The sequence below is a fragment of the Thalassospira lucentensis genome, from assembly GCF_011806425.1.
In the GTDB taxonomy this organism is placed as follows: Bacteria; Pseudomonadota; Alphaproteobacteria; order Rhodospirillales; family Thalassospiraceae; genus Thalassospira; species Thalassospira lucentensis_B.
In genome coordinates, this window is the sequence record NZ_JAATOV010000001.1 from 347,398 (window position 1) to 373,952 (window position 26,555).

Here is a 26,555-nt window from a genome sequence, read left to right on the forward strand (position 1 = left end):
CCAATCAGATGCCAGCGCCCATATTGATCTCGCCATATTCGCGGCGGACCAAATCCATCAGGTCATGCAACGGCGGGTCAACAATCCCCATCTGATCCAGATGCAAAACTGTATTTTCCAGATATTCAAGGTTCGGCCCAACATTGCCATGCGCCGCCACGATGATCTCGACCGCTTTGCGCACGGATAAGTTCCCGGCATATTGCGGATGGCTCGGATCCGCGACATAGGTGTGCGCAATCACGCGCCGATCATCTTCAAGTTCGATTTCAACATCGGCGGGGATATAGGTGTTGGTGACAAGTTCGCGTTCATCAAGATACGCCTTCACCACCGGCCAGTTATCCGGCGTGATGCGAAATGCGTTACCGACACATTCCCCACCTTTATTCAGGCCAAGAACAAGTCCCGGATTTTCCGGTGTGCCACGATAATGATGGGAATAAATACAAAACGACCGATGGTAACCGGGCAAAAGCGCACGCGCCTTTTCCGCAAACTCAAACCCTGGTCGCCACAACAGCGACCCGTATCCAAATACCCATCTGTCTTGGTCGTCCGTCAAGATACCCTCCAAAACGCATTTCTGTTCTGGTCCATCTTACGTATGAATTACGATGATGAACCAAGGCCTTGTTATGAAATTAAACCTAACGTTTCAACATCACTAATGCCACCCCGACGGCCGCAACACCAAACCCGGCAAAGCCCAAAACGCCCAGATGCTCGTCAAACAGCATCCACGCCAAAAAGGCCGCACTTGGCGGGACAAGGTAAAACATGCTGGCAACACGGGTGGCTTCGCCCTGCTTGATCAGCACCATCAACAACATGATCGCCCCAATCGACAAAACCAGCACCAGCCACGCCATGGCAAGAATGAAATCAATGCTCCATTCGACGGTGAATGGCTCTTTGAAAAACGCGATCACCCCAACAAGGATCGACGCGAACACATATTGGATCACCGTACCGCTCAACAGATTCATACCGGTACAGAACCGCTTTTGATACAGCGTGCCCGCCGTCATCCCAAACAGGGCAACAACCGCCAATCCAATGCCAAATGGTGTAATCCCAACGCCGTCACCAATCTTGGGCAGCAACACCAACGCCACTCCAAGCAGCCCCAAAACAAGGCCGCCCCACTGGCGGATCGTCACCCGCTCCCCCAGAACCGCACCGACAACCGATGCGGTCACAACGGGTTGCAATCCAACAATCAGGGCCGCCAACCCGGCCGGAAGCCCGGTATCAATCGCCCAGAAAACACAGCCAAGATACACCCCATGCACAAGCGCACCGGCCGTCCCGATATGCACGGCCTCGCGCACGGATGTGGGCCATTTCGCCTTCATCAAAAGGACAACCGGCACCATCAAAATCAGAACAAGAACAAACCGGATAAACAGGAAAACAAACGGGTCGGCATAAGGCAGGCCAAATTTGGCGCCGATAAACCCTGTGCTCCAAAGAAACACAAAAACAAATGGCATGAACCGCGCAAATGCCGGATGGCTGGTCGCAGATGGGCGCTCACGATGGCTGGCAGACATGACGATCCCCTTGTTTCGGGCGATGATGCGAAACGGGGCACCTCATCACACCGAAAGGTGACCTGTACAGCCGCACAGGCCATTCCCCAAAACAGTTCCGGGTTTATTATTCAGCGGGCTTTTTCTTGCCCTTTTCGTCGCTTTGGCGGTTTTCACCCTCGGCCGAGAAATTGGTGAAATACTGCCCGGCATCGACAATGCCGCGGCGAATTTCGCGGGTGCGCGAAAACAGATCAAACAGCTTGTCACCCTCGCCCCAGCGAATGGCGCGTTGCAACGCCATCAGGTCTTCCTGAAAACGTCCCAGAACTTCCAGAACGGCTTCGCGGTTGTTTAAAAACACATCGCGCCACATGGTCGGGTCGGATGCGGCAATTCGGGTAAAATCACGGAAACCCGATGCGGAAAACTTGATCACTTCCTGACGCAGGGCATCTTCAAGATCGGTCGCCGTCCCAACAATGGTATAGGCAATCAAATGCGGTAAATGCGATGTGATGCCCAGAATGCGGTCATGATGATCCGCATCCATGCATTCGACCTTCATGCCACAGGCTTCCCACATGGCACGGACCTTGGCGACCGCCTCTTCGCGCTCGCCCGGAACCGGGGTTAAAATGCACCAACGTTCTTCAAACAGTTCTGGAAAACCGGCATCCGGGCCGGAATGCTCGGTCCCGGCCAACGGGTGACCGGGGACGAACGAAACGCCCTCATCCAGATGCGGGGCAATATCGCGAATGACGGACTGTTTGACCGACCCAACGTCGGACACAATCGCGCCCTTTTTTAACACCCCTGAAAGCTGCGCGCCGATGGCCTCATTGGCACCAACCGGCGCACAGATCATCACCAAATCGGCATCGCCAACCGCACTTTTAATGTCGCAATAGGCCGCATCGGCCAGACCAAGCTCAAGAACCCGGTCACGGGTGGCCTCGGACCGCACGGCACAGGTGATTTTCCCCGCCAGTCCATCACGCACCATACGACGCGCAAGCGACGAGCCAATCAGGCCCATGCCGATAAAGGCAACATTTTCAAATAACGGTTGGGATGCACTATGGGTCATTTTACGCGTTCACAAAGTCCTTGATGGCCTGAAGGCAGATTTCCATTTCTTCCTTCGTCCCAATCGAAACACGCAACATCTGCGGCAAGCCATACGCGCCGATTTTGCGCGGGATCACACCGCGTTCCATCATGAAATCGTTGGCCGCATCTGCGGTTTTGCCATCTTTTTCCGGGAACTCGATCATGACAAAGTTGCCATAGCTCGGATGCGCGGTCAGGCCGCTAAGCCCATTGACCTCATCACGGAACCACGACAGCGTTTCGGCATTGTGGCGCACGCAATCATTGACGAAATCATCATCATCAAGGGCGGCAACACCTGCTTCCTGGGTTGGCAGGGAAACGTTGAACGGGTTGCGCAAACGCTGCAAGACATCGGCAATCTCAACCGGCGCATAGCACCAGCCAAGGCGAATACCGCCAAGACCATAAATCTTGGAAAATGTCCGGGTCATCACCGTGTTATTGCCCGCACGAACAAGCTCTTCACCGGCGGAATAATCTTCCTGACCAGTCATGAACTCGGCATAGGCCGCATCGACCACCAGAACGATGTCTTCGCGCAGACCATCACGCAGACGCTTCATTTCCGCATCCGTGATGTAGGTCCCCGTTGGGTTATTCGGATTGGCAACAAAGACAATCTTGGTCTTTTCGGTGACCGCGGCCAAAAGTGAATCAACACTTGTGGTCATGTTGGTTTCGGCCGCCGCAACCGGCACCGCACCAACGCCCTTGGCGGTGATTGGATACATCAGGAAACCATGCTGCGAATACAGCACTTCATCCCCCGGCCCGGCATAGGCACGGATCAACAGGGTCAAAAGTTCGTCCGACCCGGCACCACAGACCAGTTGATCCTTTTCAAGACCATATTTCTCGGCAAGCTTGCTGCGCAGCAAATCACACCCGCCATCCGGATACCGATGCAGACGATCCGCGGTATTGCGCAGGGCCTCCATGGCTTTCGGGCTCGGGCCAAGTGCGCCTTCGTTTGACGACAACTTGATCACGCGCTGCGTGCTATTGGCACTTGATTTACCGCCTTGATACGGCGCGATGTCAAGAATTCCGGGGCGTGGGGTGGGCGCAGACATAACGTATATTCTCCCAAAGGAAGCGGCGGCCAAACATGCCCGCCATTTGTTTTTAACTCATTGCGTCTTCAAAAATCGGAACGGCATATGCGCCGACAACCCGCAGGCTTTCGGGGTTAAGCCCCTGTTCCGCCAGCGTCGTTTGGAACGCATCGGCACGATTACAAAAGAAACCGGGCACATCAACAAGAACAAAACGCCGATCCGACGCCAATTCATCAGAAAAGCCAAGGATTGCTGATCCATCGATGCCATCCGCAATTTTTTTGCGCACTGTATCCATGGAAATCTCTTTGGACAGGCTTACCACAAACAGGGTGCGATCATCACCACTGTCTTCAAGATCAATCGCCGCCAGAACAAAACCTTCGCTTTGCTCCCCACGTCCCACCGGACGACCGCCAAATGGCAGCTTGGAAACGACCTTTACCGCACTGTCTGCGGTTAAAAGCGTCCACCACGGCATTGCCTCGCCAAGTTCGGGCTTGGGAAACACGCCGACCGCGGCCCGACCTTCTTCCAGCGCGCTAAATGCTTCGCGCGGGGTTTCATATTCATCGATCTCGTTTAAGCAGCCAAAATTCAGCCGCGCCAATTCCCAGCAATCCTGACCATCCGCATTACGGCACAGCGCCACCGTATAGGGCGCTTCAAGGCGCGTACCGGCCGCGATCATTTCGCGCCAGATCTGGATCAGGGCTGTTTTGGGAAACGCGCCTTCATGGCGCTCGACCAGGGTGCGCATGATGCGCGCTTCGCGCGCCGGGCGATACGGGACTTTAACCTTGCCACCGGCGGCAATCACGCGGTCCTTATAGGCCCCAACAGCCTGCACAACCTTGGTCCGGCGAATGATCAATGATTGCAGCGCCTGATCGATCTCATCGATCTCGCCGCGCAACCCATCAAGGTCAAGATTTGCTAAATTTTCGAACTCTTGCGCCATGATCCACTCTTTTTTAAATCGGCGCACAGTATTAGGTACAGGGCCGTACAAATGCAAAGAAAAGATTGACTATCCTCAGGTTGCTCCATAGCTAAGATAGTCGAATTTCCTGCAAACCGTGGCAAAAGGCAGCAAGACCTTTTTGTTTGCTGGCATAAGAACCAACCAAGAGGGACTCCAATATCCATGACCACCGTTACCAACACAGATAAGCGCGCTCCGCTGCCCGGCCATCACATGGTTCTGGGCGAAACGGACAAGCTGCGCCTTGATAGCGGTGTGGAATTTGGGCCCTTCACAATCGCCTACCAGACCTATGGCGCGCTCAATGCCGACAAATCCAACGCCATTTTGGTCTGTCATGCCCTGACCGGTGATCAATATGTCGCCGACGAAGTCCACCCGATCACCGGCAAAGACGGCTGGTGGCGCGAACTGGTTGGGCCGGGCAAAATCATTGATACCGACAAATATTTCGTCATTTGCAGCAACGTGATTGGCGGCTGCCTTGGCAGTACCGGGCCAAAGGATACCAACCCGGAAACCGGCAAACCGTGGGGCCTTGATTTCCCGGTGATTACCATTGCCGACATGGTGCGCGCCCAGACCATGCTGATTGACGCGCTTGGCATCGATACCCTGTTTGCCGTCATTGGCGGATCAATGGGCGGCATGCAGGTTCTTGAATGGTGCAAAAGCTATCCCGAACGGGTTTTTGCCGCCGCCCCGATTGCCACCTCTTTCCGTCACAGCGCGCAAAACATTGCCTTTCACGAAGTCGGGCGTCAGGCCGTCATGGCCGATCCCGATTGGTGTGGGGGGAATTACCTGCTCGAAGGCAAAAAACCCGCCCGTGGCTTGGCCGTGGCACGCATGACTGCACACATCACCTATTTGTCGCAGCCCGCCCTGCACCGTAAATTTGGCCGCAAACTGCAAAACCGTGGTGCGATCACCTACAGCTTCGATCATGATTTTCAGGTCGAAAGCTATCTGCGCCATCAGGGCAAAAGCTTCGTCGACCGGTTTGATGCCAACAGCTATCTCTACATCACGCGCGCCATGGATTATTTCGATCTGTCGCTTGAACATGACGGACGCTTGGCCGATGCCTTTAAGGATTGCAAAACCCGGTTTTGCATCGTGTCCTTTTCCAGTGACTGGTGCTTTACCACCGCCGAAAGCCGCCAATTGGCCCATGCGCTCAATGCTGCATCCTGCAATGTCAGCTGTGTCGAAATCGAAAGCGACAAGGGCCATGACGCCTTCTTGCTTGATGAACCTGACTTCCACATGGTTCTGGGCGGTTTCATTGATGGGGCCGCGGAAAGCCGGGGGCTGAAATAACACCATGAACAATCCTCATACAAATACCGCAAACGCCCCGTCCACGGTGCATAGCGACCGTATCCGTGTCGACCTTCAGCTGATTGCCGACATGGTCAAACCCGGCAGTCGGGTTCTCGATATTGGGTGTAGTGACGGCGAATTGCTGGGCTATTTGACCCGGACAAAAGATGTCGATGGCCGTGGCTTGGAACTGTCGAACGAAGGCGTGCGTAACTGTGTTGCCCAGGGACTGCCGGTAATGCAGGGCGATGCCGACCGCGATTTGGGGGATTATCCTGACGGCGCGTTTGACTACGCGATCCTCAGCCAAACCCTTCAGGCGACCAACCGGCCCAAGGAAGTTTTGGCGGAATTGCTGCGTATTGGGAACAAGGCGATTGTCTCGTTTCCCAATTTCGGCCATTGGCGGGCGCGGTTTGACTTGATGTTTCGCGGTCGCATGCCGCAAAACCCGAACCTTCCGATCATGTGGTACGAAACACCCAACATCCATTTTTGCACCGTGCGCGACTTTGTCGCCATGTGCGATGAAATGGGGGTCAAGATCGAACGCTCCATGGTGCTCAATGAAAGCGGATCAAAAGTCAGCTTGGACAGCCATTCGCGTTTTGCCAATTTCTTTGGCAATCAGGCATTATTCATGCTGAGCAAATAATAAAGACAATTAGTCATTTTTTGTGACTAATCTTTGCGGCCAAAAACGCCGTCACAAATCGGTTCATTCCCCGTCTGAATCCTGTTGCATCTCAGGGCATTTTTATCAGACGGGGCACCGATGACAGTTTCAAAACTCTCCCACCTTTTTCGGACGACATTCGTCGTCGCAACCCTCAGCTTCCTTGCTGCCTGTTCGCAAAAGGCAGAAACGCTGAAACTCACCGTCACCCAGTTTGGCACCGCCACCGAGGAAGCCTTTGACAGTTACGGTGCGGCCTATGCGGCGCAGTTCAAACCGTTTGAAAAATCACCCGCGGACAAGCGCGATACATTCGTCGCCAACATGGATGCCTTTACCGGCACAGTATCGGCGGCCAATATCGATGTCCTGATGGCCCCGGACGGGGCAAAAATTGATCCAAGTGTCGCGCGCAAATGGCAGGAAACCCTGTCGCGTCTGCGCATGCAATATCAACAGTTTGTCGCGATTTTTGACAATATCGAAGCCGGGGCTGTCCTTGGCGCGTCAGCGGTCAAGAAGTCCGGCCCGATCCTTGAAAAACTGCGCGCTCAGCTTAAGGCCATCACAAGCAACTTCACCCAAAATCCGCCGGAATTCTTGGCCAAACGCAGCACCCTGATCGCCAAGCTAAATGCCATCCGCAATGACCCCGACAAAGACCCAGAGCTTAGCACCCTGCGCTATGAAACATGGTGGCAGGATTGGGAAAGCTTGGTGCTGGCGGAACAGAATATGCAGGGCGAAACACTGCGCAACTTTGTCCGCGCCAACGCGCTTGGTGACCATCTGCAAAACCTGATCGACAATTACGCAAGCCTAGATATGACGTCGCTTTTGAACGCCGTAGAGCAAGGCATCCTCCAAGCACACCAGATCAACAACATGAGCCCGCAAGAACTGATGTCCCAAAGCACCGCCTTGGCAGAAACCGCCACCAAATAGGGGAGAAGACCATGACCAATGATGAAAAACTGATCGCGCAGGCAAAGAAAGCCTACCTTGAAGTCGCAATCGCCTATGACGAGGCCGACATCAACCACAAAATCTTGCTGTCGCCGATGGTGCAAGATGCGCAATCCAAATTGCTGGCCCTGCAAGAAGCCCAACTTGCCCAACAGATTACCGTTACCGATGCCGATTTGGCCGAAATGAGCCGCCTTCGGACACAGATCAACAATGCCGCCGAACTGCAATCGGCCATCGCCGGGATCATCGGTTTGGTCAGCAAATTTTTGCTGTGAAAACTGCAAACGCCAGCATTGGCAAAGGCCATCGCCGATTAAGCCGTATTGGAATTAGGGGATTAGGGGATTAATTCTCGGTGCTCGATGACGGCGTGACCAAATCAGAGCAGAGCAGAGCGGGATTGAACTGGAAGATTTTGAAAACGTCGAGGCGGGCAAACTTTTATCGGCGCGGAGCTGGTCCGGCACCCCAGCTTAGGAGTTCCAGCGATCCGCGTCGGCATCGTCCGTTGCCTTGGCCGCGACCCAATGTTCGCCGTTCTGGGTTTCTTCACGTTTCCAGAACGGTGCCCGGGTTTTAAGGAAATCCATCACGAAATCGCAGGCTTCGAACGCCGCGCGGCGATGTGCCGAAAGCACAATCACCAACACAATCCGTTCGCCCGGCAACATCCGGCCAAAGCGATGGACAATGCGGATATCGTCAAGCGGCCAACGTTCACATGCCGCGTCGGCGATCTTTTCAAGTTCGCGTTCGGTCATGCCCGGATAATGATCAAGGGTTAAGGCCGAAACTTGATCGCCGCCGTGAATGTCACGCACCAGCCCAACAAAGCTGACCGCCGCACCAATATCGGTTCGACCATCAGTGAGTGCGGATAGTTCACGCCCCGGATCGAAATCATGTTCTTGTACTGAAACGCGTAACTTGGTCATGCCGCCCCCGAATAGGCCAGGTTAATCGAGGTGCTTAAGCCCCGTGCGCAGGTAAATGTACCCGGTCTGAACCGTCACAATCCCGGCAATCCACAGCAAAATATCCCCGATCAAAACCGACGGGATCAAATCTGGCGACGCATCGCCCACCAAAAGGAACCCAATGGCCAAAATTTGGGCGGTGGTTTTCCATTTGGCAAGAACGGTAACTGGCAGCGGCACCTTTAATTCGGCAAGATGTTCGCGCAAGCCCGAAACCATGATTTCGCGGCACATAATGATCACGGCGGGCAACACCGACAAACCGGCGATGCGTTCAAATGACACCATCATCATCAAAGCCGCCGCAACCAGCAACTTATCGGCAATCGGGTCCAAGAATCGGCCCAAAGGCGAGACCACATTCATGCTGCGCGCAAGATAGCCATCAAAAAAGTCCGTCACCCCGGCAAAGGCAAACAGGGCAAAGCCCAGCCAGTTTCCCACCGGGCCATCGATGTAAAACGATGCCACCAATGCCGGGATCACAAAAATGCGCGACAAGGTGAGAATATTGGGAATCTGGTTTTTCATAAAACAGCCTGTTTGCGGAGACTTACGGCAATAACATGCAGCTTGGGGACAGCATCGCCCCAAATCCGGGCCATTAGTAAAGCCTTGTGCAAGCAACCACAAGGGCCGTGTTCAGTTGCCATAAAACTGAGACACGGCCCAAGATGGATCAGAAGATAGATTACAAGATCAATTGGACGATAGAAAACCCGTTTAGTGGGCCTGTGCGTCGTCCGATGCAGCGCGATCGGCTTTACCGCGTCCGATGCTGAGCACCTGATAAAGAATGATCGCGGCAAGCGTTGCCGTTCCAATCCCACCAAGAGCAAAACCACCAAAGGTGACAGTAAAGTCCCCTGCCCCAAAGATCAGGGTGATGCCGACCGTAAACAGATTGCGCGGATCGGAAAAATCAACACGGTTATCGACCCAAAGCCGGACCATGGCAGCCGCGATCAAGCCAAAGACCGCCACACCAAGCCCCCCCAGAACCGGGTCAGGAATGGTATGAAGCAATGCCCCAAATTTTGGCGAGAATCCAAGCAGGATGGCGACAAAGGCCGCGATGACAAAAATCAGGGTCGAGAAAACGCGGGTTACCGCCATGACACCCATATTTTCCACATAGGTCGTCACCCCGGTACCGCCGCCAGAACCAGCCAGCATTGTGGCAAGGCCATCGCCAACAAAACCACGACCGATATACCGGTCCATATTTTGTTTGGTCATGCCGCCGATTGCTTTGATATGGCCAAGGTTTTCCGCCACCAGAATGAACGCCACCGGGGCGATCATGACCATCGCCGCACTTTCAAAACGCGGTGCGACAAAGCTTGGCATGCCAAACCACGCGGCTTGGGACAGTTCGGTAAAATCAATGGCTGGCATCAGGCCAAACCCGTTCCCCAGAACAAGCACAAGCAGATAGCCGATCAAAATGCCCATCAAAATGGACACGCGGCGCACGGCAATCGGGGCATAGACCGATACCAAGGCCACTGACAGCAACGTCATTAGCGAAACCACAATATGGGCCGCATCACCCGTGATCCCGTTGACGCCGACCGGGGCCAGATTAAGGCCAATCGCGGCACCAACCGCGCCTGTCACCGCCGGGGGCATCAGCTTTTCGACCCAACCTGTGCCGGTTGCCATGACGATCACACCGATCAAAACGTAAAGCGCACCCGCCGCAATAATACCGCCCAGCGCCCCGCCAATATCCGGGTTCGGCCCACTGCCCGCATAGCCGGTTGCGGCAATGACCACCGCGATAAACGCAAAGGAAGACCCCAAATAGCTTGGCACACGCCCGGCTGTACAGATGAAGAAAATCAGGGTCCCGATACCGGAAAACAGGATCGCCAAGTTTGGATCAAAGCCCATCAGAAGCGGACCAAGGATGGTTGAACCCGACATCGCAACAAGGTGCTGCAAGCCCATTGGGAACATAGCCCCCCACGGAAGACGTTCATCAGGCAAGACTGTTGAAGACCGGGTCAGAGACCAGGAAGGAAAGTATCGCATCTGTTTCCTTAAGCTGATTTTTCAGGGACGGTTCGCGCGCATGCGCCGGGCCAAAAAGCCGCGACACATTTTAAACCGCAACGGGTATCGCGCCGCCACGCCAAAAAAGCAAGATGTCAGCCGCAGGTTTTTTAGTCGTTGCTGTGGAAATGCTCGTAAATTTTGCGGGCAAGCGCCGCACTGATGCCATCGACGGCCTCAAGATCGGACAAGCCAGCATCGGCAACACCGCGTGCGGAACCAAAGTGATGCAGCAGGGCTTTTTTGCGGGCCCCGCCGACACCGGGCACAGAATCGAGCAAGCTTTTGCCGATCTGTTTGGCGCGTTTGGCCCGGTGGGTGCCAATTGCCCAACGGTGCGCTTCGTCGCGCAGGCGCTGAATGAAATATAAAACCGGGTCGTTCATATTCAGCCGTACCGGCGCCTTGCCCGGAATATGCAGGACTTCCTTGCCGGCGTTGCGATCAACACCCTTGGCAACCCCCACCAACATGACATCCTCGATACCCAATTCTTCGAGGACGGCGCGTGCGACACCCAATTGGCCCAAGCCCCCATCGATCAAACACAGGTCCGGCCATGTGCCGTTTTCGCGATCCGGGTCTTCTTTTTGGGCGCGGGAAAAGCGCCGGGTTAAGACTTCGCGCATCATGGCAAAGTCATCGCCCGGTGCGATGTCGGTTTTGATGTTAAATTTGCGATAGGCGTTTTTCATGAAGCCTTCGGGCCCGGCGACAATCATGCCACCGACCATATTGGTGCCTTGAGTGTGGCTGTTATCGTAGACTTCGATGCGTTCCGGCGCGCCATCAAGATCAAGCTTATCTGCCAAATCTTCGAGCAATTTACGTTGAGTTGCACTTTCGGCCATACGTCGGCCCAAGGCATCCTTGGCATTGGTCAGGGCATGTTCAACAAGTTTGCGTTTGCCGCCGCGCTTGGGCACGAGCAATTCAATCTTGCGATCATTGTTCACACCAAGGGCGGTTTGCACCAATTCCTGGCCTTCGATTTCGTGCGACAGGAAAATCTGTTTAGGGGCGGGTTTATCGGCATAGAACTGCCCGACAAAGGCCGACAGAATTTCGGGAATTTCGGCCGACTGTTCGTGGCGCGGGAAATAGGACCGGTTGCCGTAGTTTGAGCCAGAGCGGAAGAAGAACACTTGAACGCAGCTTTGCCCGCCTTCGTGATGCAGGGCAATGACGTCGGCCTCTTCGACACCTTCGAGGTTGATATCCTGATGCGAGCGGATTTGGCTGAGCGCACGGATACGATCGCGATACATCGCCGCCTGTTCAAATTCCATGTTTTCAGACGCCGACATCATATCGGATTCGAGCTGTTTTAAGATTTTCTGGCTGCGTCCGGTCAGGAAGTCGCGGCAGATATCAACAAGCCCGTCATATTCCGGTTTGGAAATACGATCCACACACGGCCCGGCACAGCGTTTGATTTGATACAGCAAACACGGGCGCGAGCGATTGGAAAACACCGCATCCGTACAAGAGCGCAGCAAAAAGGCGCGCTGCAAATGGTTGATGGTGTTGTTCACCGCCCACGCAGAGGCAAAGGGGCCAAAGCAACTGCCGTCTTTGGCGCGCGCACCACGGTGTTTTACGATGCGCGGATAATCGTGATCCTCAGTGATCAGGATATAGGGGAAGCTTTTATCGTCGCGCAGCAGGATGTTGTAGCGCGGTTTCAGCTTTTTGATCAGGTTGGATTCAAGAAGAAGGGCTTCGGCCTCGGTATGGGTGGTGATGATTTCCATCCGCACCGTCTGGGCGACCATGCGCGCAATACGTAACGGCAACTGCATCAGACGGGTATAAGACACCACGCGCTTTTTAAGGTTCTTGGCCTTGCCGACATACAGCACGCGGTCCTTGTCATCGAGCATGCGATAAACGCCCGCCGAGCCCGGCATGGTTTTCAGCGCATTCTTGATCGCCTCGACCCCGCGTGCGGCCCCACCGTCAAAGGTATCACCTTCAAGCGACAGATCGATTTCCCGTTTTGGGGCATCTTCCGTGCTTGGGGTACCAGTGGAAACAGGTGGCTTCATCAAGGGGCTCCGAGGTCAGTAAATATATCCGAAGTTGTGACAGCTGTCACAGCCACGAAAGAGTTTGGAACATAGCCGAAAAGATTAACATCGCAACCGGGCGTAAGGGAATCGCCCCGGAAAAAAGATGTCCACCAAGACTGTGGATAACTATGTGGGTAATAGGGGGGCTATTGTCTGGACCCGTTGAGAGTCTTAACGTTCTATGAAGTGCCTAAATATTGAGCAAACAACCTAAGTTATTGTTTTTAAACAACAAAAAAACTGTCAACATGAAATCATTCGGTAATAGAGTCGTAAAAAATGAATATTTCTCTTTGATTCCATCTCGCCAGATGCTTGTGCATAAGGGCCGATACGATTCGCCCTAGAGGAATCACAGATTCCCTTGAAGCCGGTTTTTCAAAAAGTAAATTTTTGACCCGATTTGGGCTTTAATCAACGGGCGATATTGTACCGTTCGATTTCGACCCCGACCGCTGCAACGTCTTCAAAGACGTCGAGCTTTTCAACCCGAACGATCACCTTGCGAACCCGCGTATCCGCAAGGCACATATCCGCAAGTTTTTCCCCAAGAGTTTCCACAAGGTTCACATGACCATCTTGGCAAATACGGCGCGTGCCAACTACGAGGTCTTCGTAACTGAGCACGGTGGAAATATCGTCATTCTGAACACCGTCGCCTTCGATCACAGCCAGATCAAGGTTGATCCGAACGCGCTGTGGGGCTTCTTTTTCGTGATCATAAACCCCGATAGAGGTGTGCATCACCATATCGCGCACAAAAATGCGGCGCAGGCTGCCTGCAAGATCGGTCTTGGGCAATCCGCCATGGGACAGATCGGCAAAGGGCAATGTCGTGATGTTGGCATCCTGTTTGAGGCCTGCGGTCATATTCCGGTCTTCCTTGTGCTGCTTTCGGGCATGGTCTTTGTCCATGCGCTTTAAGCCAGATGTCCGGTATACGCGCCTGACATTGATCTTTTAATATGGATCTCTGGCTTCATTCTTCTGGCTTATCTTCTTCGCCACTGGGGGCCCAATCAAGGTGCTGTCCGCCATCAAGAGCTAACATTTGCCCGGTGATGGCCGGCGCGGCAAGGAAAAACCGAACGGTGTCGCAAATCTCTTGTACCAAGAATTAGAGTGTTCTCGTTATTTATAAGGAAGAGTGTTGATTTTGCGCCCTATATTGAAGTTAGCTTAAACACGCCCTAATCAATCCAAGCAGGCAATGTGATACGTATCAATTTATAAGGTAGCTCAACTAGATTCGATTGAACCTAAACGCGACACGCGCGAAACAGCTAAGCTTGTCATCAACAAATACGGTTAACTGGACACCATAATTGTATTCGATTGTCGAATCTCATCAAAGTTCAATTTAGTTAACAACATCCAGGATCAAATATGTGGCGGCGAACTAAGCAGTAATCCAAACATGGCTGCCCAACGTAATGCTAACTAACTTTCACAACAGAATATTTAACACCACTGACTGTGCCTAAACCTTTTAACGCGGGACAAATTAGTGCTAGCAATTGAAGAACTTGAGAGATTGATTAAACACCTCCCACGTAACGCCAAAGTCCTAGACGTTGGCTGCGGCCAAGGTCAAATATGTGATATTATTTTTAGGTTACGCAGCGATATCAAGGTTCACGGTACAGACAAAACAGAACCTAAAAGAGTTCCAAACCAACTAAGTTTTAGAACGTGCAATTTTGAACACGAAAAAATTCCCTTTGAAGCCAATTCCTTTGATCTAGTGATTTGCCAACATGTTATTGAACACCTTTACAATTCGGTAAATCTATTTGGGGAGCTTGTCCGGGTAGCAAAATGCGGCGGAAACATATTTGTTGAAGCTCCATCAGATCACTCTTTGTGGTTTAGCTTTCCTTGGGCTCAGAACTGGCGACTTATTATGTCGTACTATGATGATCCGACGCACGTTGGACGCCCTTGGACACCTCAAGGGCTTTATCGATTAGGACTTTTCTGGGGAGTGAGACCGGAAAGTGCAAAATACGAGTTTTCGCTTGTAAAATTGATATTTTTTATTCCACTAATGTTAATTGGTTGGCTGAGAAAAAATCCAGACCTAATTGTTAGCACTTGGTGGCAAGCCACAGGATGGGTATGCTTCTCTACCTTTACAAAACCAGAAACTACTGAAGACGAACCGACATTCTCGTACGCTTCGTACAAAGGACACCCTCCGCTATAGAGATTAAAAAATGGAAATACTTCAAAACATTAGAATTATAGCTATACCTTCGTGGGTAAAGATAATCATCTATATTCTTTTGACAGTTCTTTTCGTATTCAACATTTACATTGGAGCAAGCGGAGTATTTGAGCACGGAATGAAAGATTGGGCAGAAGCCGCAACCAATCTAATGGGAGTACTACTTCCAATAATTATCATTTCAATATTATTTTCATTTTCGCATTCTGGCATTGATGCCTTGAAAGAGAAAACTGAGAGCCTTCTAGCATCCACCTTGCCGGAATACTTAAGCAGAATCGCCGAGGAGAACGGCGAGTTCTATGATCCCCGAACAACCTCAATTCCCAAGGACAAGAAACAACGGCACTCGCTTGTGACAACGAACCTTCACAAAAACCGTTGCTATTGTGACTATAAAATCAAGGCACCAGACCTATGCCAACACGGCAACGACAGCTGTGACATAACACATTTCAAAGAAATTGTTGTTCGAGTAGAATTGAATGTACGAAAAGTAAATTTCAACCTGTTTCTAGAAAAAGACAATATCGAAAAAAATAGCGTTATGAAGCATGGTGACAAAGAAAACGTTTTGGGAAAATCATCAAAAATATTTGAACTATTTCACCATTCTTCCAGTGGAAGCTCTGGTTTATCTCAAGAAAACACTGGAAATGACTACATCACTTACCGTTTCAACAATACGATTCTTGAGAGACATATAGGAGGAAAACTTTACTACTGCATTGTAGCAACTGCCAACCTCAAACCGGATTTCTTATGGGACCCGAGCGAAAAGCTATACTTCTGCCAAGATATGATGTTCATGGTTCGATCATTCTACTCGGAAAACCCTAACCTGTTCTCGTCCACAAACAAGTAGAAAGCATTCATGAAGTCAGTACTCATTACCGGCGGCGCAGCTCGCATTGGCAAGGCACTTTCAAAGTTTTTTGCTACCAATGGATGGAAAGTTCATGTCCATTACAATAGCTCTGAGAAATCAGCAATTCGTCTTCAAAAGTATATCAATGAGAAAAATGGGGAAATTAGAATCATAAAATGCGACCTGGGAAACATTGACGAAATTAAAGAGAAATTTCTACCAGTTTTTCTAGATGAAAAAATAGATTTGCTGATAAATAACGCATCAATATTTGAGTATGACTCCCCCGACTCAATGGAAACGGAAATCTTCCTAAAATCTATGCGGGTAAATATACTTGCCCCCACAAAAATATCAGAAATATACTACAACTCAACACTTGACCAACCAAAGGACAAGTGCATTATAAATATACTTGATAACAAAGTATTCTCGCTAAATCCGGATTTCTATTCCTATACACTCGCAAAGTCAGCCTTGCTATCAGCAACGAAAATGCAGGCAATGTCTTTCGCTCCGAGTATGCGCGTTTGTGGCATTGCGCCAAGCGTAACTTTACCTAGTGGCGCTCAGACGCAAACCGACTTTCAGATCTCCCACCCTCTCACCTTGACAAGAAAAGGCTGTTCTCCTGAAGACATATGTAAAGGCGCATATTACATCGCAAACAACCCTATATATAATGGGCAAGTCCTTGTTTTAGACGGAGGACAATCATTAACAAACCTAAGTCGCGACGTAGCTTTCCTCGACGAATGAACAAAAACAGGTCTATCGATGGAAAACCACCTAATAATATCAGAACGGAAAATAACACTGAGTAAATATACTATTCCATTCTGGATAGGAATCCATGCATTTGAAAAAAAAGAAAGACAAAATGTATCAATAAACATAGAACTTATTATTTCAAATGACATATCACCACAAGATGACGACATAACATCAACAGTCGACTATGATTATTTAAGGTTAGGAATCAAGAAAATTAGCGACACGGAAGTGTTCAACCTACAAGAAACACTCTGCGAGAGAATTTTAGAGCTATGCCTTGAAAATGAAGGCGTCGAAAAAGCAACGGTAAAAACAAGCAAAATTGACGTTTACCCAGACTGTGATGCAGTGAGTTTCCAAGCATCAGCCAGAAAACCTTGAACCTCATTATGCAGCGACAAGCTGGAAGATATACACAAAGTAGGCAATGACAAAGGCGACACCAGTGATGCGCGAAATTTTACGAAACGCATAAGCCAGCAGCAACAGGGCGACCGTGACCGCCAGCATGATCCAGATATCGGATGTTAAAATCTGTGCGGGAACCGGGATCGGGGTAATCATAGAGACACCACCGATAATCACCAAAAGGTTCAAAAGGTTTGAGCCAAACACATTGCCCAGCGCCACATCCGCATGCCCCCGGAAGGCTGCAACCATTGAAGCCGCCAGTTCTGGCAAGGACGTGCCAAAGGCAACCAATGTTAAACCAATAACCGCCTCGGAGACGCCAAACTGACGGGCAACGGTCACGCCGCCCTCGACCAGCCATTCGGCCCCAAACATCAAACCAACGATCCCGACCAAAGTGGCGATGATTGGTTTCATCCAGCCGGTGGGAACGTCGCCGACTTCATCGACTTCGTCGTGATGAAGTTCAGTGGCCTCGGTCGGCATTTTTTTATCATGGCGATAGGTTAAGACCCAAATGGCGGCCAATACACACAGCATCAGCGCGCCAGCCCAACGGTTGATTTCGCCAAACATGCACAGCCCGACAAACAAAACCGTGCCCAGCAACATGGCCCCGCCATCACGCACAACCGTCATCCGGCTTGCCGAGATAGGTTTTAAAACCGCAACCGCGCCCAAAATCAGCAATATATTGGCGATGTTGGATCCGACCACATTGCCCATCGCAATATCGGCGGTGTCTTTTAGTGCAGCGTTCAAGGACACCACAAATTCCGGCGCAGACGTCCCGGCGGCAACAATGGTCAATCCGACGATAACCTTGGACACGCCCATCAAAAGCGCAAGGCCAACAGCGCCCCGAACGATAAATTCGCCACCGGCTGTTAACAGGACAAGACCGGCGATAATTTGCAGATAAGGGATAAACTGTTCCAAGATAACTTTGCTCGTCGTGATTATATTGTTTTTAAAGCCCCCCGGGGCTTTGCCGGGCACGCGGAACATGGCATCGCACAAGATGAATGGCAAGTCATCAGAGAATGACAATTGTCACAATCATTGGCCCAAACGCGGGTCTGGGACACATTTAAGCGCGACGGGGGCGGTTGGTTTCGCTATCTTGTACATCATATAGATTTCATATGTTTAACTGGGCTTTGGACCTCATCACACCATGCATCACGGCGTTCTGTTTGAGCTTTTCCTGATTTTGACGGCGGCGGTGATCGCCGTACCGCTTGCACATCGATTACGGGCCAATTCGATTATTGGTTTTCTAATCGGTGGTTTTTGCATCGGCCCGTTTGGGTTTGGCTTGATCAATGAACGTGAAGATATTGCAACTGTTGCCGAACTTGGCGTTGTGTTTTTGTTGTTCATGATCGGCCTTGAACTGTCCCGTGAACGGTTGCGGATCATTGGTGGCCGGTTTGCCGTGCTGGGCCTGTTTCAAATTATCGTTTCGATGGCGGTTCTGTTTGGCGGGTTGTTCGCACTTGGCTTTAACGTGCCAAGTGCCGTGGTGATTGCCGGGGCATTGGCGTTATCCTCGACCGCGATCATTTTAAAGCAGCTGTCTGATGACAAGCAGCTTCATACCAAGTTTGGCCGTGCGGCGCTTGCCATCCTGCTTATTCAGGATGTGGCGGTTGGTCCGTTCCTGATTATGGTGCAGGCCGCAGGGGATGCAGGCACCGAAACCAGCCCGTGGGTCAGCATCATCAGCGGGATTGGCGCGGTTGGTTTGTTGTTGCTGATCGGGCGTTATTTGTTGCCCCGCCTGTTTCGCTATATCGCGCTTCTTAAGAACCCGGAACTGTTTGCGATTGGCACATTGTTCGTCGTGCTTGCAGCCAGTACCTTGACCGAGGTGGCCGGGCTTTCGATGGCGTTGGGGGCGTTTATTGCCGGTGTCATGTTGGCCGAAACCGAATTCCGCCATCAGATCGAAGCCGATATCACGCCATTTCGCGGTGTTTTCCTGTCGCTGTTTTTCATGTCGGTCGGCATGTCGGTCAATGCCGATATCGTCTTTGCCCAGTTCGGCACGATTATGATTTGGCTGATTGCGCTTTTGGGGACCAAAACCGCGGTATTGTTTGTTTTGGCCTTAATGGCGCAATTTGAAAAGGGATCAGCCATCCGTGTGGGCATGAGCCTGGCGGCGGGTGGTGAGTTTGCCTTTGTCATGTTGGCCTTGGCCGCGCAAAACGGGGCGATTGCGCCCGATATTGTCGCGGTGATCATTCCGGTGGTTGCGCTTTCTATGGCACTCACACCAACATTAATGTCGCTTGGGCAACGGATTGAGGAAAAGCTTCATCCCAAAGAAGACGATCAGCTTGGCCCGATTTCATCCGAGGCCGAAGGCATGCAGCAGCATGTGTTGATCATTGGCTGTGGCCGTGTCGGCCGGGTTTTGGCGCGGTTGTTAAAAAGCCGCAAGATCCCCTATTTGGTTTTGGACACGGATGCCTTGCAGGTATCGCGCGGCCGGGCCGAAGGATTGCCGGTCTATTTCGCCGATGGATCACGCCCCGAAACATTCCGTGCAGCCCACACCGACGAAGCGCGCATTGCCGTGGTTGCCATGGGCAACCCGCATGCCACCGAAAAGACCGTGGCCCTGTTGCGCCATCATTATCCGCATTTGAAAATCTTTGCCCGTGCGCAGGACATTACCCATATCGGGCCACTGTCGCGCAGCGGTGCTGATGCGGCGATCCCCGAGGTGTTGGAAACCGGGTTGCGGCTTTCGGATCATGTGTTGTCGGCATGTGATGTGCCCCAAGAAGACATTGATGCCGAAATCGCCAAATTCCGCCGTGCTGATATGTTGTTGATGAACGAATTGGCCCCACGCACCCAACGGCGTAAGCCAGAGGCAGAAACGGATACACCGCCAGACGCCGCGGGTGATGTGGCAACCGCGACAGACGGCAAGGCCAAATAAGCGTCCGTTGTAAGCATCTATTGGCAGCCAACAGCCCAAACCAACCAAAACAAAACCCCCACGCAGAATGCAGTGGGGGTTTTGTCGTATGGCCTTAAAGCCAGCTGTTTCAAAGCGCCTTAAGCGGCGGCTTCTGAATCCAGGGCATAGCCGGCGGCACGGACAGTACGAATGATATCGCGTGTGCCTTTGACGTCATTTAGCGCCTTACGCAGGCGGCGGATATGGACATCGACCGTGCGGGTTTCGACGTAAATATTGGGTCCCCACACCGCGTTCAAAAGCTGCTCACGCGAGAAAACCCGGCCCGGATGCTCAAGGAAATAGCGCAACAGACGGAATTCCGTCGGGCCCAAATGGATGGCCTTGCCATTGCGACTGACACGGTGGGCGGCGAGATCCATTTCGATATCGGAATAGATCAACTGCCCTTGTGGTTGCGCCGGACCGGAGCGGCGCAAAAGCGCACGAATACGGGCCAGCAATTCGCCAATCGCAAAGGGTTTGGTGACATAGTCATCGGCACCGGTATCAAGGCCGCGAATGCGATCGCCTTCTTCGCCGCGCGCGGTAACCATGATCACCGGCAAATCGCGGCTTTCAGGTTTGCGGCGGATCTGACGGCAGACCTCAATCCCCGACATGACCGGCAGCATCCAGTCCAAAAGGACCAGATCCACATGGGTTTCCGCCATGATTTTCAACGCTTCGTCACCATCGCCGGCTTCGACAACCTGCATCCCCTCGCGTTCGAGGTTGTAGCGCAACATGGTTACGATTGCGGCTTCGTCCTCGACGATAAGAACCGTTGGGTCCATCTTCCTATGCTCCAGTGTCACTCATTAGCTTCGACAACAGCAAAGTTTGCTGCGTCGTTTTTTGGCCGACCATCTGTCGGCAGGTCTTCGCCTTTGATCCGGTAATAGATCGTTTCGGCGATGTTGGTGGCGTGGTCGCCGATCCGTTCAATGTTTTTGGCAATAAACAGCATGTGCGTTGATGCGGTGATATTGCGCGGATCTTCCATCATGTAAGTCAGCAATTCGCGGAACAGCGAATTATACATGTCGTCGACTTCTTGATCGCGGGCCCAGACACGCTGGGCTTTTTCCGCATCGCCTTCGATATAGGCGTCCAGAACGTCTTTGATGATTTCCTGTGCCAGGCGGGCCATGTTCGGGATGACCTGTACCGGGCGGATCGGCGGAATCTGGTTAAGAACCTGGGCGCGCTTGGCGATGTTTTTCGCAAGATCGCCAATCCGTTCCAGATCATTTGACAGTTTCAGGGTCGTGACGACCTGACGCAGGTCATCGGCCATCGGCTGACGCAGGGCCAGAAGACGGACAGCGAAATCCTGAACTTCTTGTTCAAGGGCATCGATACGGTGATCGGACAAAATGACCTTTTCGGCCAATTCTGAATCCCGTTTGACGATTGAGCGGATCGCAGAGATCAGCTGGCTTTCCGCAAGGCCGCCCATCTGCGAGATGATGTTGTTCAGACGGGTCAGTTCCTCGTCGAACGAACTCACAATATGTGTTTTTTCGTCGGGCATTGGTTCGTCTCCTGCGGGCGCTTAACCGAAGCGGCCGGTGATGTAACCCTTGGTGCGTTCGTCTTTTGGATTGGTGAAAATCTGATCGGTTTCACCAACCTCGACCAACTTGCCAAGGTGGAAGAAGGCCGTGCGTTGCGACACACGTGCAGCCTGCTGCATGGAGTGGGTCACAATCACGATGGTGTAGTTTGACCGCAATTCGTCGATCAGCTCTTCGACTTTCGCCGTTGCGATCGGATCAAGGGCCGAGCATGGTTCATCCATCAGGATGACTTCCGGGCTGACCGCGACCGCGCGTGCAATGCAAAGACGCTGCTGCTGCCCCCCCGAAAGACCGGTGGCTGGCGATTGAAGGCGGTCTTTGACTTCTTTAAGCAAGCCCGCACGTTCCAGCGAGGTCATCACGATCTGATCAAGCTCGTCGCGCGAATTGACCAAGCCATGAATACGCGGGCCATAGGCCACGTTGTCATAGATGGTTTTCGGGAACGGGTTTGGCTTTTGGAACACCATGCCAATGCGCGCACGCAACTGAACAACGTCGATGCGTTTGTCATAAATGTCGCGACCATCCAGGGTGACTTCGCCCTTGATCGTCACCCCATCAATCGTGTCGTTCATGCGGTTCATGCAGCGCAGGAAGGTGGATTTACCACAGCCTGACGGGCCGATAAGTGCGGTGACCTGACGTTCAACGATGTCAAGATTGACATCAAACAGCGCCTGATTGTCGCCATAGGAAAGATTAAGGTCACGGGCCGTCATTTTCGGGCTTGCGACCGACGGCTCAGCCGTCATTGCGCTCTGGGATACAGCAGCCATTTTACCACTTCCGTTCAAATTTTTTGCGCAGATACACGGCCAATCCGTTCATAAGAACCAGGAAGGCCAGCAAAACCATAATCGCCGCCGAGGTTTTCTCGACAAAGGCACGCTCTGGGCTGTCAGCCCAAAGATAGATTTGCACCGGGAGAACCGTCGCCGGATCAAGCGCCCCACCCGGGATATCAACAATAAAGGCCACCATGCCGATCATCAAAAGCGGTGCGGTTTCACCCAAGGCCTGCGCCATGCCAATGATCGTACCGGTCAAGATACCCGGCATCGCAAGCGGCAAGACGTGATGGGTCACGGTTTGAACCGGCGACGCCCCAAGACCAAGTGCGGCCTGACGGATCGACGGCGGCACCGCCTTAATCGCTGCGCGGGATGCGATGATAATTGTTGGCAAGGTCATCAGGGCCAAGGTCAAACCACCAACAACCGGGGCTGAGCGCGGCAGATGCATGACATTGAGGTAGACCTCAAGCCCCAGCAAACCAAAGACAATTGACGGCACCGCAGCGAGGTTGTTGATATTGACCTCGACAATTTGGGTGAAGCGATTTTTCGGTGCGAATTCTTCGAGATAGACCGCGGCCAACACCCCGATTGGGAAGGAAAGCGCCAAGGTCACCATCAAGGTATAAAGCGAACCAACAGCAGCGCCCCAGATACCGGCAAGTTCCGGTTCACGAGAATCACCATTGGTAAAGAAGCGGGTGTGGAATTGTTTTTCCACCGCACCGTCCGACTTCAGCGCGTCATACCAAGCAATTTCTTCGTCATTGAGACGGCGGTTGCCTTCTTCAACGTCGGCACTGATGTAACCTTTGTTGAGCATGTCGAAATCATCGCCGGAAATCAGCCAAACTTTCCGCGTCTGCCCGATCAGGCCGGGATTTTCCATCACACGTTCGCGCAGGTCATAAGACGCGCCGCCCGAAACGATGCTGTAAAGATCGCGTTTTTCCTGACGGCCTGTAACCTGCGGGAACCGTTCGCGTAGCGCCTGTTTGATTAGACCATCAAAGTTGGCCTTGCCAATCACGGCTGGATCGCCAGTACGGTCAGGATCAATCGCATCCTGATCAAAGGTGATTTCAAGCTGAACATAGGTCTGGAAAAAGGCGGTATAGCCCTTTGAGCCAATCGAGCCGGCCAAGACAAACAGCGCCAGCAATGCAACACCGATTGCAGCAAGGCCATAAAACTTAAAGCGACGTTCTGCGGCGTAACGTTTTTTGATGTTACGGGCAATTTTCGGGCTGTCCCAGTCAACCGGCTTGTGCAGATTGTCCGAGATCACCTTGGCCGCGGCTCTATCTTCCATCAGAGATGCCATATCAGTCATATTTCTCGCGATACTTCTGAACAACCTTAAGGGCAAAGACGTTTAAACCCAAGGTGACAAGGAAAAGAACCAGCCCCAACGCAAAGGCCGAGAGTGTTTTTGCACTGTTAAATTCTTGGTCACCGACCAAAAGGGTTACGATCTGAACCGTCACAGTTGTCACCGCCTGAAGCGGGTTAACGGTCAAATTCGCTGCCAAACCAGCAGCCATCACCACAATCATGGTTTCGCCAATGGCGCGCGATACCGCCAGCAAAACCGCGCCCACGATACCGGGCAAGGCCGCCGGAAAAATCACGTGACGGATTGTTTCCGATTTCGTAGCACCCAGCCCATAAGAGCCATCGCGCAAGGATTGCGGCACCTGGGACATCACATCATCAGACAGCGATGAAACGAATGGGATGATCATCACCCCCATCACAAGCCCCGCCGCCAGCGCACTTTCGGAACTGACATCAAGACCGATGATCGCACCGTTATCACGCAGGAACGGGGCGACGGTCAGCGCGGCAAAGAAGCCATACACAACCGTCGGAACACCCGCCAAAATTTCAAGCGCGGGTTTCGCGACCGAGCGGAATTTCGATGACGCATATTCGCCCATATAAATTGCAGAAAACAGGCCGACGGGTACGGCAACCGCCATCGCAATCAGGGTAATCAGCAAGGTGCCGACAAAGAGCGGGATCGCGCCAAAGGCACCGTCAGAGGCCACCTGATCTGCGCGGATCGCGGTTTGCGGGCTCCATTCCAGACCAAAGAGGAACTCAAGCGGGCTGATCTTGCTAAAGAAATGCAGGGCTTCGAACAGAAGCGAAAAGACAATGCCCACGGTCGATAGGATCGCAATCGCTGAGCAGGCAATCATGATCCAGCGTGAAATGCGTTCGACGTTATTGCGCGCGCGCATTTCCGGATCAATTTTGCGGTACGATAACATAATGCCGACCGATGCACTGGCGAGCATCACCACAATCAAGGCCGCATTGGCAATGGTGTGCAAGCGGGCCAAACGGCGACCGGCATCGACCACTTCTGGTGATACGGTTAAGTGCTGTCCACCGCCCTCGGCGATCAAGGAAATGCTGTTGAGCGCAAGCGACAATTTACCGGGGTCACCGGTGATTTCGGCTGGCAGGTCCGCAATAATCATCGCTTCGATGATCGATCCCTGGAACATGTACCAGACAACCAGCAACAATAACGCAGGAAGGCCACACCATAACGCGACATACATCCCGTAATGCGTGGGCAATGAATGAAGGTTACTGTACCGACCGCCCGAAAGGGCTATCGCCCGCTGACGCCCGAAATAAAAGGAGAGCACACAAAGTGCTGCAACCGCGAGCAACAGAAAAGACAGGGACATTACGTTAGATCCGTTTGCCTGGTGAGCCTGCAGAAATCAAATGGTATGGGCAGGTAGAACAAAAACAATAAATTAATCAAGTCTGGAAACAAAGAAACCGGTGGCGACCCGTGCCGCCACCGGTTGAAGTATCACGTTACATGCTCAGCGGCGACAGGTTCATCGCAGCGTTATGAACAGCTTCGCGTTCTTTGGCATCCATCGGGATCAGGCCACGGTCAGCAAGGTAACCTTCTTCGCCCCATGCTTTGTCCGAGGTGAATTCCGAAACATATTCCATCATGCCCGGAATGGTACCGACGTGAGCGTTCTTTACGTAGAAGTAAAGCGAACGCGAAACCGGATATTCACCAGCCGAGATGGCTTCAAAGGTCGGTGCAACGCCACCGATCAAGGAACCCTGAAGTTTGTCGCCATTCTGGTCGAGGAAGGAGAAGCCAAAGATGCCAAATGCGTCTTTGTTGGCTTCGAGCTTCTGAACGATCAGGTTGTCGTTTTCGCCAGCTTCGATGTAGGCACCGTCTTCACGAACACCAGCGCAGACAGCTTTGAATTTGTCTTTGTTGGATTTTTCGAGTTCAGCGATAACCGGGAATTCTTCACAAGCTTCTTCAAGTACCAGCTCGGTGAAGGCATCACGCGTACCTGAGGTCGGCGGCGGGCCGAGAACTTCGATTTTAACGTCCGGCAGGCTCGGGTCGATTTCAGACCAGGTGCTGTAGAAGTTATCTACGAGCGACTTGCCATCTTTGGACGGAACGATTTTCGCAAGAGCCAGGAAGATCTGCTCTTTGGTCAGGTCAAGCTGTTCGGCTTCGTTCGAGTTCGAAAGAACGATCCCGTCATAACCGATTTTGACTTCGGTAATTTCTTCAACGCCGTTTTTGGCGCAGGTTTCAACTTCGGACTTCTTGATGCGACGCGAAGCGTTGGTGATGTCCGGGTTCTGTTCGCCAACACCGGCACAGAACAGTTTCAAACCACCGCCAGAACCGGTTGATTCAATAACCGGAGTTTTGAACGAGGTGGTTTTACCGAATTCTTCTGCAACTGCGGTTGCAAACGGGAAAACGGTGGACGAACCAACGATACGAATCTGGTCACGTGCTTGGGCCGCGCCAGCAAAGGCAACGCTCATCAGCGCCGCAACAGCAAGAGTCTTCTTCATGGTATATTCCCCAATGGTAGTTCCGGTTTGGAACGGTGCAACGATCTGCGAGCCGGACTCTACCGCTGGGTGCTTACGGTATTGTGTCGCTTTTGTTAACCTTATGTGACAACGCATTTTTGATGAAAAATTGTGTCATTTAGCACTTTAAAATCAGATACTTAGTTATTTTCGAGCTTATCGTTTTTCCGGGCATTTTCACCGATTTTCACCGCAAAATGCGCGGCAGGCGGAATTTTGTGACAAAAACTGTAACAAAGGACGTTTTGC

General features: G+C 52.2%; 26 protein-coding genes. 9 read left to right on the forward strand and 17 right to left on the reverse strand.

What is annotated here, in order from left to right:
• Positions 1 to 4: 4 nt before the first annotated feature.
• The 5 genes from HCZ99_RS01600 to HCZ99_RS01620 all read right to left on the reverse strand — a co-directional run bounded on the left by HCZ99_RS01600 (position 5) and on the right by HCZ99_RS01620 (position 4,673).
• Positions 5 to 565 (reverse strand): gamma-glutamylcyclotransferase, encoded by a 561-nt coding sequence (locus tag HCZ99_RS01600; RefSeq protein WP_167445154.1) that lies wholly within the window; start codon positions 563 to 565, stop codon positions 5 to 7.
• Positions 566 to 650: 85 nt separating this feature from the next.
• Positions 651 to 1,556 carry a DMT family transporter gene (locus tag HCZ99_RS01605; protein ID WP_167445155.1) on the reverse strand — a complete coding sequence of 302 codons (906 nt, stop codon included), beginning with the start codon at positions 1,554 to 1,556 and terminating at the stop codon, positions 651 to 653.
• A 106-nt stretch (positions 1,557 to 1,662) separates the two neighbouring features.
• On the reverse strand, positions 1,663 to 2,628 hold the full coding sequence (locus HCZ99_RS01610; protein WP_167445156.1) for a prephenate/arogenate dehydrogenase family protein: 966 nt from the start codon (positions 2,626 to 2,628) through the stop codon (positions 1,663 to 1,665).
• A 1-nt stretch (position 2,629) separates the two neighbouring features.
• On the reverse strand, positions 2,630 to 3,727 hold the full coding sequence (gene hisC, locus HCZ99_RS01615) for a histidinol-phosphate transaminase (RefSeq protein WP_167445157.1): 1,098 nt from the start codon (positions 3,725 to 3,727) through the stop codon (positions 2,630 to 2,632).
• 52 nt (positions 3,728 to 3,779) lie between these two features.
• Positions 3,780 to 4,673 (reverse strand): chorismate mutase, encoded by an 894-nt coding sequence (locus tag HCZ99_RS01620; protein ID WP_167445158.1) that lies wholly within the window; start codon positions 4,671 to 4,673, stop codon positions 3,780 to 3,782.
• 186 nt (positions 4,674 to 4,859) lie between these two features.
• Here HCZ99_RS01620 and metX point away from each other — a divergent pair, with 186 nt between their 5' ends.
• The 4 genes from metX (at position 4,860) to HCZ99_RS01640 (ending at position 7,943) form a co-directional block, all read left to right on the forward strand.
• Positions 4,860 to 6,020, forward strand: a complete 1,161-nt coding sequence (gene metX / locus HCZ99_RS01625) for a homoserine O-acetyltransferase MetX (protein ID WP_167445159.1) — start codon at positions 4,860 to 4,862, stop codon at positions 6,018 to 6,020.
• Between the two features lie 4 nt (positions 6,021 to 6,024).
• Positions 6,025 to 6,678: a methionine biosynthesis protein MetW gene (gene metW / locus HCZ99_RS01630; RefSeq protein WP_167445160.1), complete on the forward strand. Its 654-nt coding sequence runs from the start codon at positions 6,025 to 6,027 to the stop codon at positions 6,676 to 6,678.
• Between the two features lie 120 nt (positions 6,679 to 6,798).
• Positions 6,799 to 7,644, forward strand: coding sequence for a hypothetical protein (locus HCZ99_RS01635; RefSeq protein WP_254869389.1), 846 nt, complete (start codon positions 6,799 to 6,801; stop codon positions 7,642 to 7,644).
• 11 nt (positions 7,645 to 7,655) lie between these two features.
• The gene (locus HCZ99_RS01640) at positions 7,656 to 7,943 is read left to right on the forward strand and encodes a hypothetical protein (protein ID WP_167445162.1); all 288 of its coding nucleotides are present in this window, start codon (positions 7,656 to 7,658) and stop codon (positions 7,941 to 7,943) included.
• 198 nt (positions 7,944 to 8,141) lie between these two features.
• Here HCZ99_RS01640 and moaE read toward each other — a convergent pair whose 3' ends face one another.
• The 5 genes from moaE to folB form a co-directional block, all read right to left on the reverse strand.
• Entirely contained in the window at positions 8,142 to 8,603 is a 462-nt protein-coding gene (gene moaE / locus HCZ99_RS01645) for a molybdopterin synthase catalytic subunit MoaE (protein WP_167445163.1), read from the reverse strand.
• 21 nt (positions 8,604 to 8,624) lie between these two features.
• Complete coding sequence (gene pgsA / locus HCZ99_RS01650; RefSeq protein ID WP_167445164.1) at positions 8,625 to 9,176, reverse strand: CDP-diacylglycerol--glycerol-3-phosphate 3-phosphatidyltransferase; 552 nt, start codon at positions 9,174 to 9,176, stop codon at positions 8,625 to 8,627.
• Positions 9,177 to 9,368: 192 nt separating this feature from the next.
• Positions 9,369 to 10,682, reverse strand: a complete 1,314-nt coding sequence (locus HCZ99_RS01655) for a uracil-xanthine permease family protein (RefSeq protein ID WP_167445165.1) — start codon at positions 10,680 to 10,682, stop codon at positions 9,369 to 9,371.
• A 131-nt stretch (positions 10,683 to 10,813) separates the two neighbouring features.
• Positions 10,814 to 12,751 (reverse strand): excinuclease ABC subunit UvrC, encoded by a 1,938-nt coding sequence (gene uvrC / locus HCZ99_RS01660; protein WP_254869391.1) that lies wholly within the window; start codon positions 12,749 to 12,751, stop codon positions 10,814 to 10,816.
• Positions 12,752 to 13,189: 438 nt separating this feature from the next.
• Positions 13,190 to 13,645: a dihydroneopterin aldolase gene (folB, locus tag HCZ99_RS01665; RefSeq protein WP_167445166.1), complete on the reverse strand. Its 456-nt coding sequence runs from the start codon at positions 13,643 to 13,645 to the stop codon at positions 13,190 to 13,192.
• A 637-nt stretch (positions 13,646 to 14,282) separates the two neighbouring features.
• On the opposite strand from folB, the gene HCZ99_RS01670 reads away from it, so the two are divergent.
• Genes HCZ99_RS01670 through HCZ99_RS01685 form a run of 4 tightly spaced genes read left to right on the forward strand, consistent with a single transcriptional unit; the run spans position 14,283 to position 17,025 of the window.
• Positions 14,283 to 14,981 carry a class I SAM-dependent methyltransferase gene (locus HCZ99_RS01670; RefSeq protein WP_167445167.1) on the forward strand — a complete coding sequence of 233 codons (699 nt, stop codon included), beginning with the start codon at positions 14,283 to 14,285 and terminating at the stop codon, positions 14,979 to 14,981.
• Between the two features lie 10 nt (positions 14,982 to 14,991).
• Positions 14,992 to 15,867 (forward strand): hypothetical protein, encoded by an 876-nt coding sequence (locus HCZ99_RS01675; RefSeq protein WP_167445168.1) that lies wholly within the window; start codon positions 14,992 to 14,994, stop codon positions 15,865 to 15,867.
• Between the two features lie 9 nt (positions 15,868 to 15,876).
• On the forward strand, positions 15,877 to 16,629 hold the full coding sequence (locus HCZ99_RS01680) for an SDR family NAD(P)-dependent oxidoreductase (RefSeq protein WP_167445169.1): 753 nt from the start codon (positions 15,877 to 15,879) through the stop codon (positions 16,627 to 16,629).
• An 18-nt stretch (positions 16,630 to 16,647) separates the two neighbouring features.
• On the forward strand, positions 16,648 to 17,025 hold the full coding sequence (locus HCZ99_RS01685; protein ID WP_167445170.1) for a dihydroneopterin aldolase: 378 nt from the start codon (positions 16,648 to 16,650) through the stop codon (positions 17,023 to 17,025).
• 6 nt (positions 17,026 to 17,031) lie between these two features.
• Here HCZ99_RS01685 and HCZ99_RS01690 read toward each other — a convergent pair whose 3' ends face one another.
• Positions 17,032 to 17,994, reverse strand: coding sequence for a calcium/sodium antiporter (locus HCZ99_RS01690; protein WP_167445171.1), 963 nt, complete (start codon positions 17,992 to 17,994; stop codon positions 17,032 to 17,034).
• A gap of 238 nt (positions 17,995 to 18,232) precedes the next feature.
• On the opposite strand from HCZ99_RS01690, the gene HCZ99_RS01695 reads away from it, so the two are divergent.
• Positions 18,233 to 20,011: a cation:proton antiporter domain-containing protein gene (locus tag HCZ99_RS01695; protein WP_167445172.1), complete on the forward strand. Its 1,779-nt coding sequence runs from the start codon at positions 18,233 to 18,235 to the stop codon at positions 20,009 to 20,011.
• Positions 20,012 to 20,130: 119 nt separating this feature from the next.
• Here HCZ99_RS01695 and phoB read toward each other — a convergent pair whose 3' ends face one another.
• The 6 genes from phoB to HCZ99_RS01725 form a co-directional block, all read right to left on the reverse strand.
• Entirely contained in the window at positions 20,131 to 20,829 is a 699-nt protein-coding gene (phoB, locus tag HCZ99_RS01700) for a phosphate regulon transcriptional regulator PhoB (protein ID WP_167445173.1), read from the reverse strand.
• Positions 20,830 to 20,846: 17 nt separating this feature from the next.
• The gene (phoU, locus tag HCZ99_RS01705; protein WP_167445174.1) at positions 20,847 to 21,569 is read right to left on the reverse strand and encodes a phosphate signaling complex protein PhoU; all 723 of its coding nucleotides are present in this window, start codon (positions 21,567 to 21,569) and stop codon (positions 20,847 to 20,849) included.
• Positions 21,570 to 21,590: 21 nt separating this feature from the next.
• Entirely contained in the window at positions 21,591 to 22,394 is an 804-nt protein-coding gene (pstB, locus tag HCZ99_RS01710; RefSeq protein WP_167445175.1) for a phosphate ABC transporter ATP-binding protein PstB, read from the reverse strand.
• 1 nt (position 22,395) lies between these two features.
• Positions 22,396 to 23,745, reverse strand: coding sequence for a phosphate ABC transporter permease PstA (pstA, locus tag HCZ99_RS01715; RefSeq protein ID WP_167445176.1), 1,350 nt, complete (start codon positions 23,743 to 23,745; stop codon positions 22,396 to 22,398).
• Positions 23,738 to 25,117 (reverse strand): phosphate ABC transporter permease subunit PstC, encoded by a 1,380-nt coding sequence (gene pstC / locus HCZ99_RS01720; RefSeq protein WP_167445177.1) that lies wholly within the window; start codon positions 25,115 to 25,117, stop codon positions 23,738 to 23,740. The genes pstA and pstC overlap by 8 nt, the downstream gene beginning before the upstream one ends.
• A 136-nt stretch (positions 25,118 to 25,253) precedes the next feature.
• Positions 25,254 to 26,285, reverse strand: coding sequence for a PstS family phosphate ABC transporter substrate-binding protein (locus tag HCZ99_RS01725; protein WP_167445178.1), 1,032 nt, complete (start codon positions 26,283 to 26,285; stop codon positions 25,254 to 25,256).
• Positions 26,286 to 26,555: the final 270 nt, after the last annotated feature.

What these genes read in the sequence shown, in the direction of transcription:
- HCZ99_RS01605 (WP_167445155.1), bottom strand. Translation starts at nt 1,556, where the DNA reads ATGTCTGCCAGCCATCGTGAGCGCCCATCTGCGACCAGCCATCCGGCA.
- HCZ99_RS01610 (WP_167445156.1), bottom strand. Translation starts at nt 2,628, where the DNA reads ATGACCCATAGTGCATCCCAACCGTTATTTGAAAATGTTGCCTTTATC.
- hisC (WP_167445157.1), bottom strand. Translation starts at nt 3,727, where the DNA reads ATGTCTGCGCCCACCCCACGCCCCGGAATTCTTGACATCGCGCCGTAT.
- HCZ99_RS01620 (WP_167445158.1), bottom strand. Translation starts at nt 4,673, where the DNA reads ATGGCGCAAGAGTTCGAAAATTTAGCAAATCTTGACCTTGATGGGTTG.
- metX (WP_167445159.1), top strand. Translation starts at nt 4,860, where the DNA reads ATGACCACCGTTACCAACACAGATAAGCGCGCTCCGCTGCCCGGCCAT.
- metW (WP_167445160.1), top strand. Translation starts at nt 6,025, where the DNA reads ATGAACAATCCTCATACAAATACCGCAAACGCCCCGTCCACGGTGCAT.
- HCZ99_RS01635 (WP_254869389.1), top strand. Translation starts at nt 6,799, where the DNA reads ATGACAGTTTCAAAACTCTCCCACCTTTTTCGGACGACATTCGTCGTC.
- HCZ99_RS01640 (WP_167445162.1), top strand. Translation starts at nt 7,656, where the DNA reads ATGACCAATGATGAAAAACTGATCGCGCAGGCAAAGAAAGCCTACCTT.
- moaE (WP_167445163.1), bottom strand. Translation starts at nt 8,603, where the DNA reads ATGACCAAGTTACGCGTTTCAGTACAAGAACATGATTTCGATCCGGGG.
- pgsA (WP_167445164.1), bottom strand. Translation starts at nt 9,176, where the DNA reads ATGAAAAACCAGATTCCCAATATTCTCACCTTGTCGCGCATTTTTGTG.
- HCZ99_RS01655 (WP_167445165.1), bottom strand. Translation starts at nt 10,682, where the DNA reads ATGCGATACTTTCCTTCCTGGTCTCTGACCCGGTCTTCAACAGTCTTG.
- uvrC (WP_254869391.1), bottom strand. Translation starts at nt 12,751, where the DNA reads ATGAAGCCACCTGTTTCCACTGGTACCCCAAGCACGGAAGATGCCCCA.
- folB (WP_167445166.1), bottom strand. Translation starts at nt 13,645, where the DNA reads ATGACCGCAGGCCTCAAACAGGATGCCAACATCACGACATTGCCCTTT.
- HCZ99_RS01675 (WP_167445168.1), top strand. Translation starts at nt 14,992, where the DNA reads ATGGAAATACTTCAAAACATTAGAATTATAGCTATACCTTCGTGGGTA.
- HCZ99_RS01680 (WP_167445169.1), top strand. Translation starts at nt 15,877, where the DNA reads ATGAAGTCAGTACTCATTACCGGCGGCGCAGCTCGCATTGGCAAGGCA.
- HCZ99_RS01685 (WP_167445170.1), top strand. Translation starts at nt 16,648, where the DNA reads ATGGAAAACCACCTAATAATATCAGAACGGAAAATAACACTGAGTAAA.
- HCZ99_RS01695 (WP_167445172.1), top strand. Translation starts at nt 18,233, where the DNA reads ATGCATCACGGCGTTCTGTTTGAGCTTTTCCTGATTTTGACGGCGGCG.
- phoB (WP_167445173.1), bottom strand. Translation starts at nt 20,829, where the DNA reads ATGGACCCAACGGTTCTTATCGTCGAGGACGAAGCCGCAATCGTAACC.
- phoU (WP_167445174.1), bottom strand. Translation starts at nt 21,569, where the DNA reads ATGCCCGACGAAAAAACACATATTGTGAGTTCGTTCGACGAGGAACTG.
- pstB (WP_167445175.1), bottom strand. Translation starts at nt 22,394, where the DNA reads ATGGCTGCTGTATCCCAGAGCGCAATGACGGCTGAGCCGTCGGTCGCA.
- pstA (WP_167445176.1), bottom strand. Translation starts at nt 23,745, where the DNA reads ATGACTGATATGGCATCTCTGATGGAAGATAGAGCCGCGGCCAAGGTG.
- pstC (WP_167445177.1), bottom strand. Translation starts at nt 25,117, where the DNA reads ATGTCCCTGTCTTTTCTGTTGCTCGCGGTTGCAGCACTTTGTGTGCTC.
- HCZ99_RS01725 (WP_167445178.1), bottom strand. Translation starts at nt 26,285, where the DNA reads ATGAAGAAGACTCTTGCTGTTGCGGCGCTGATGAGCGTTGCCTTTGCT.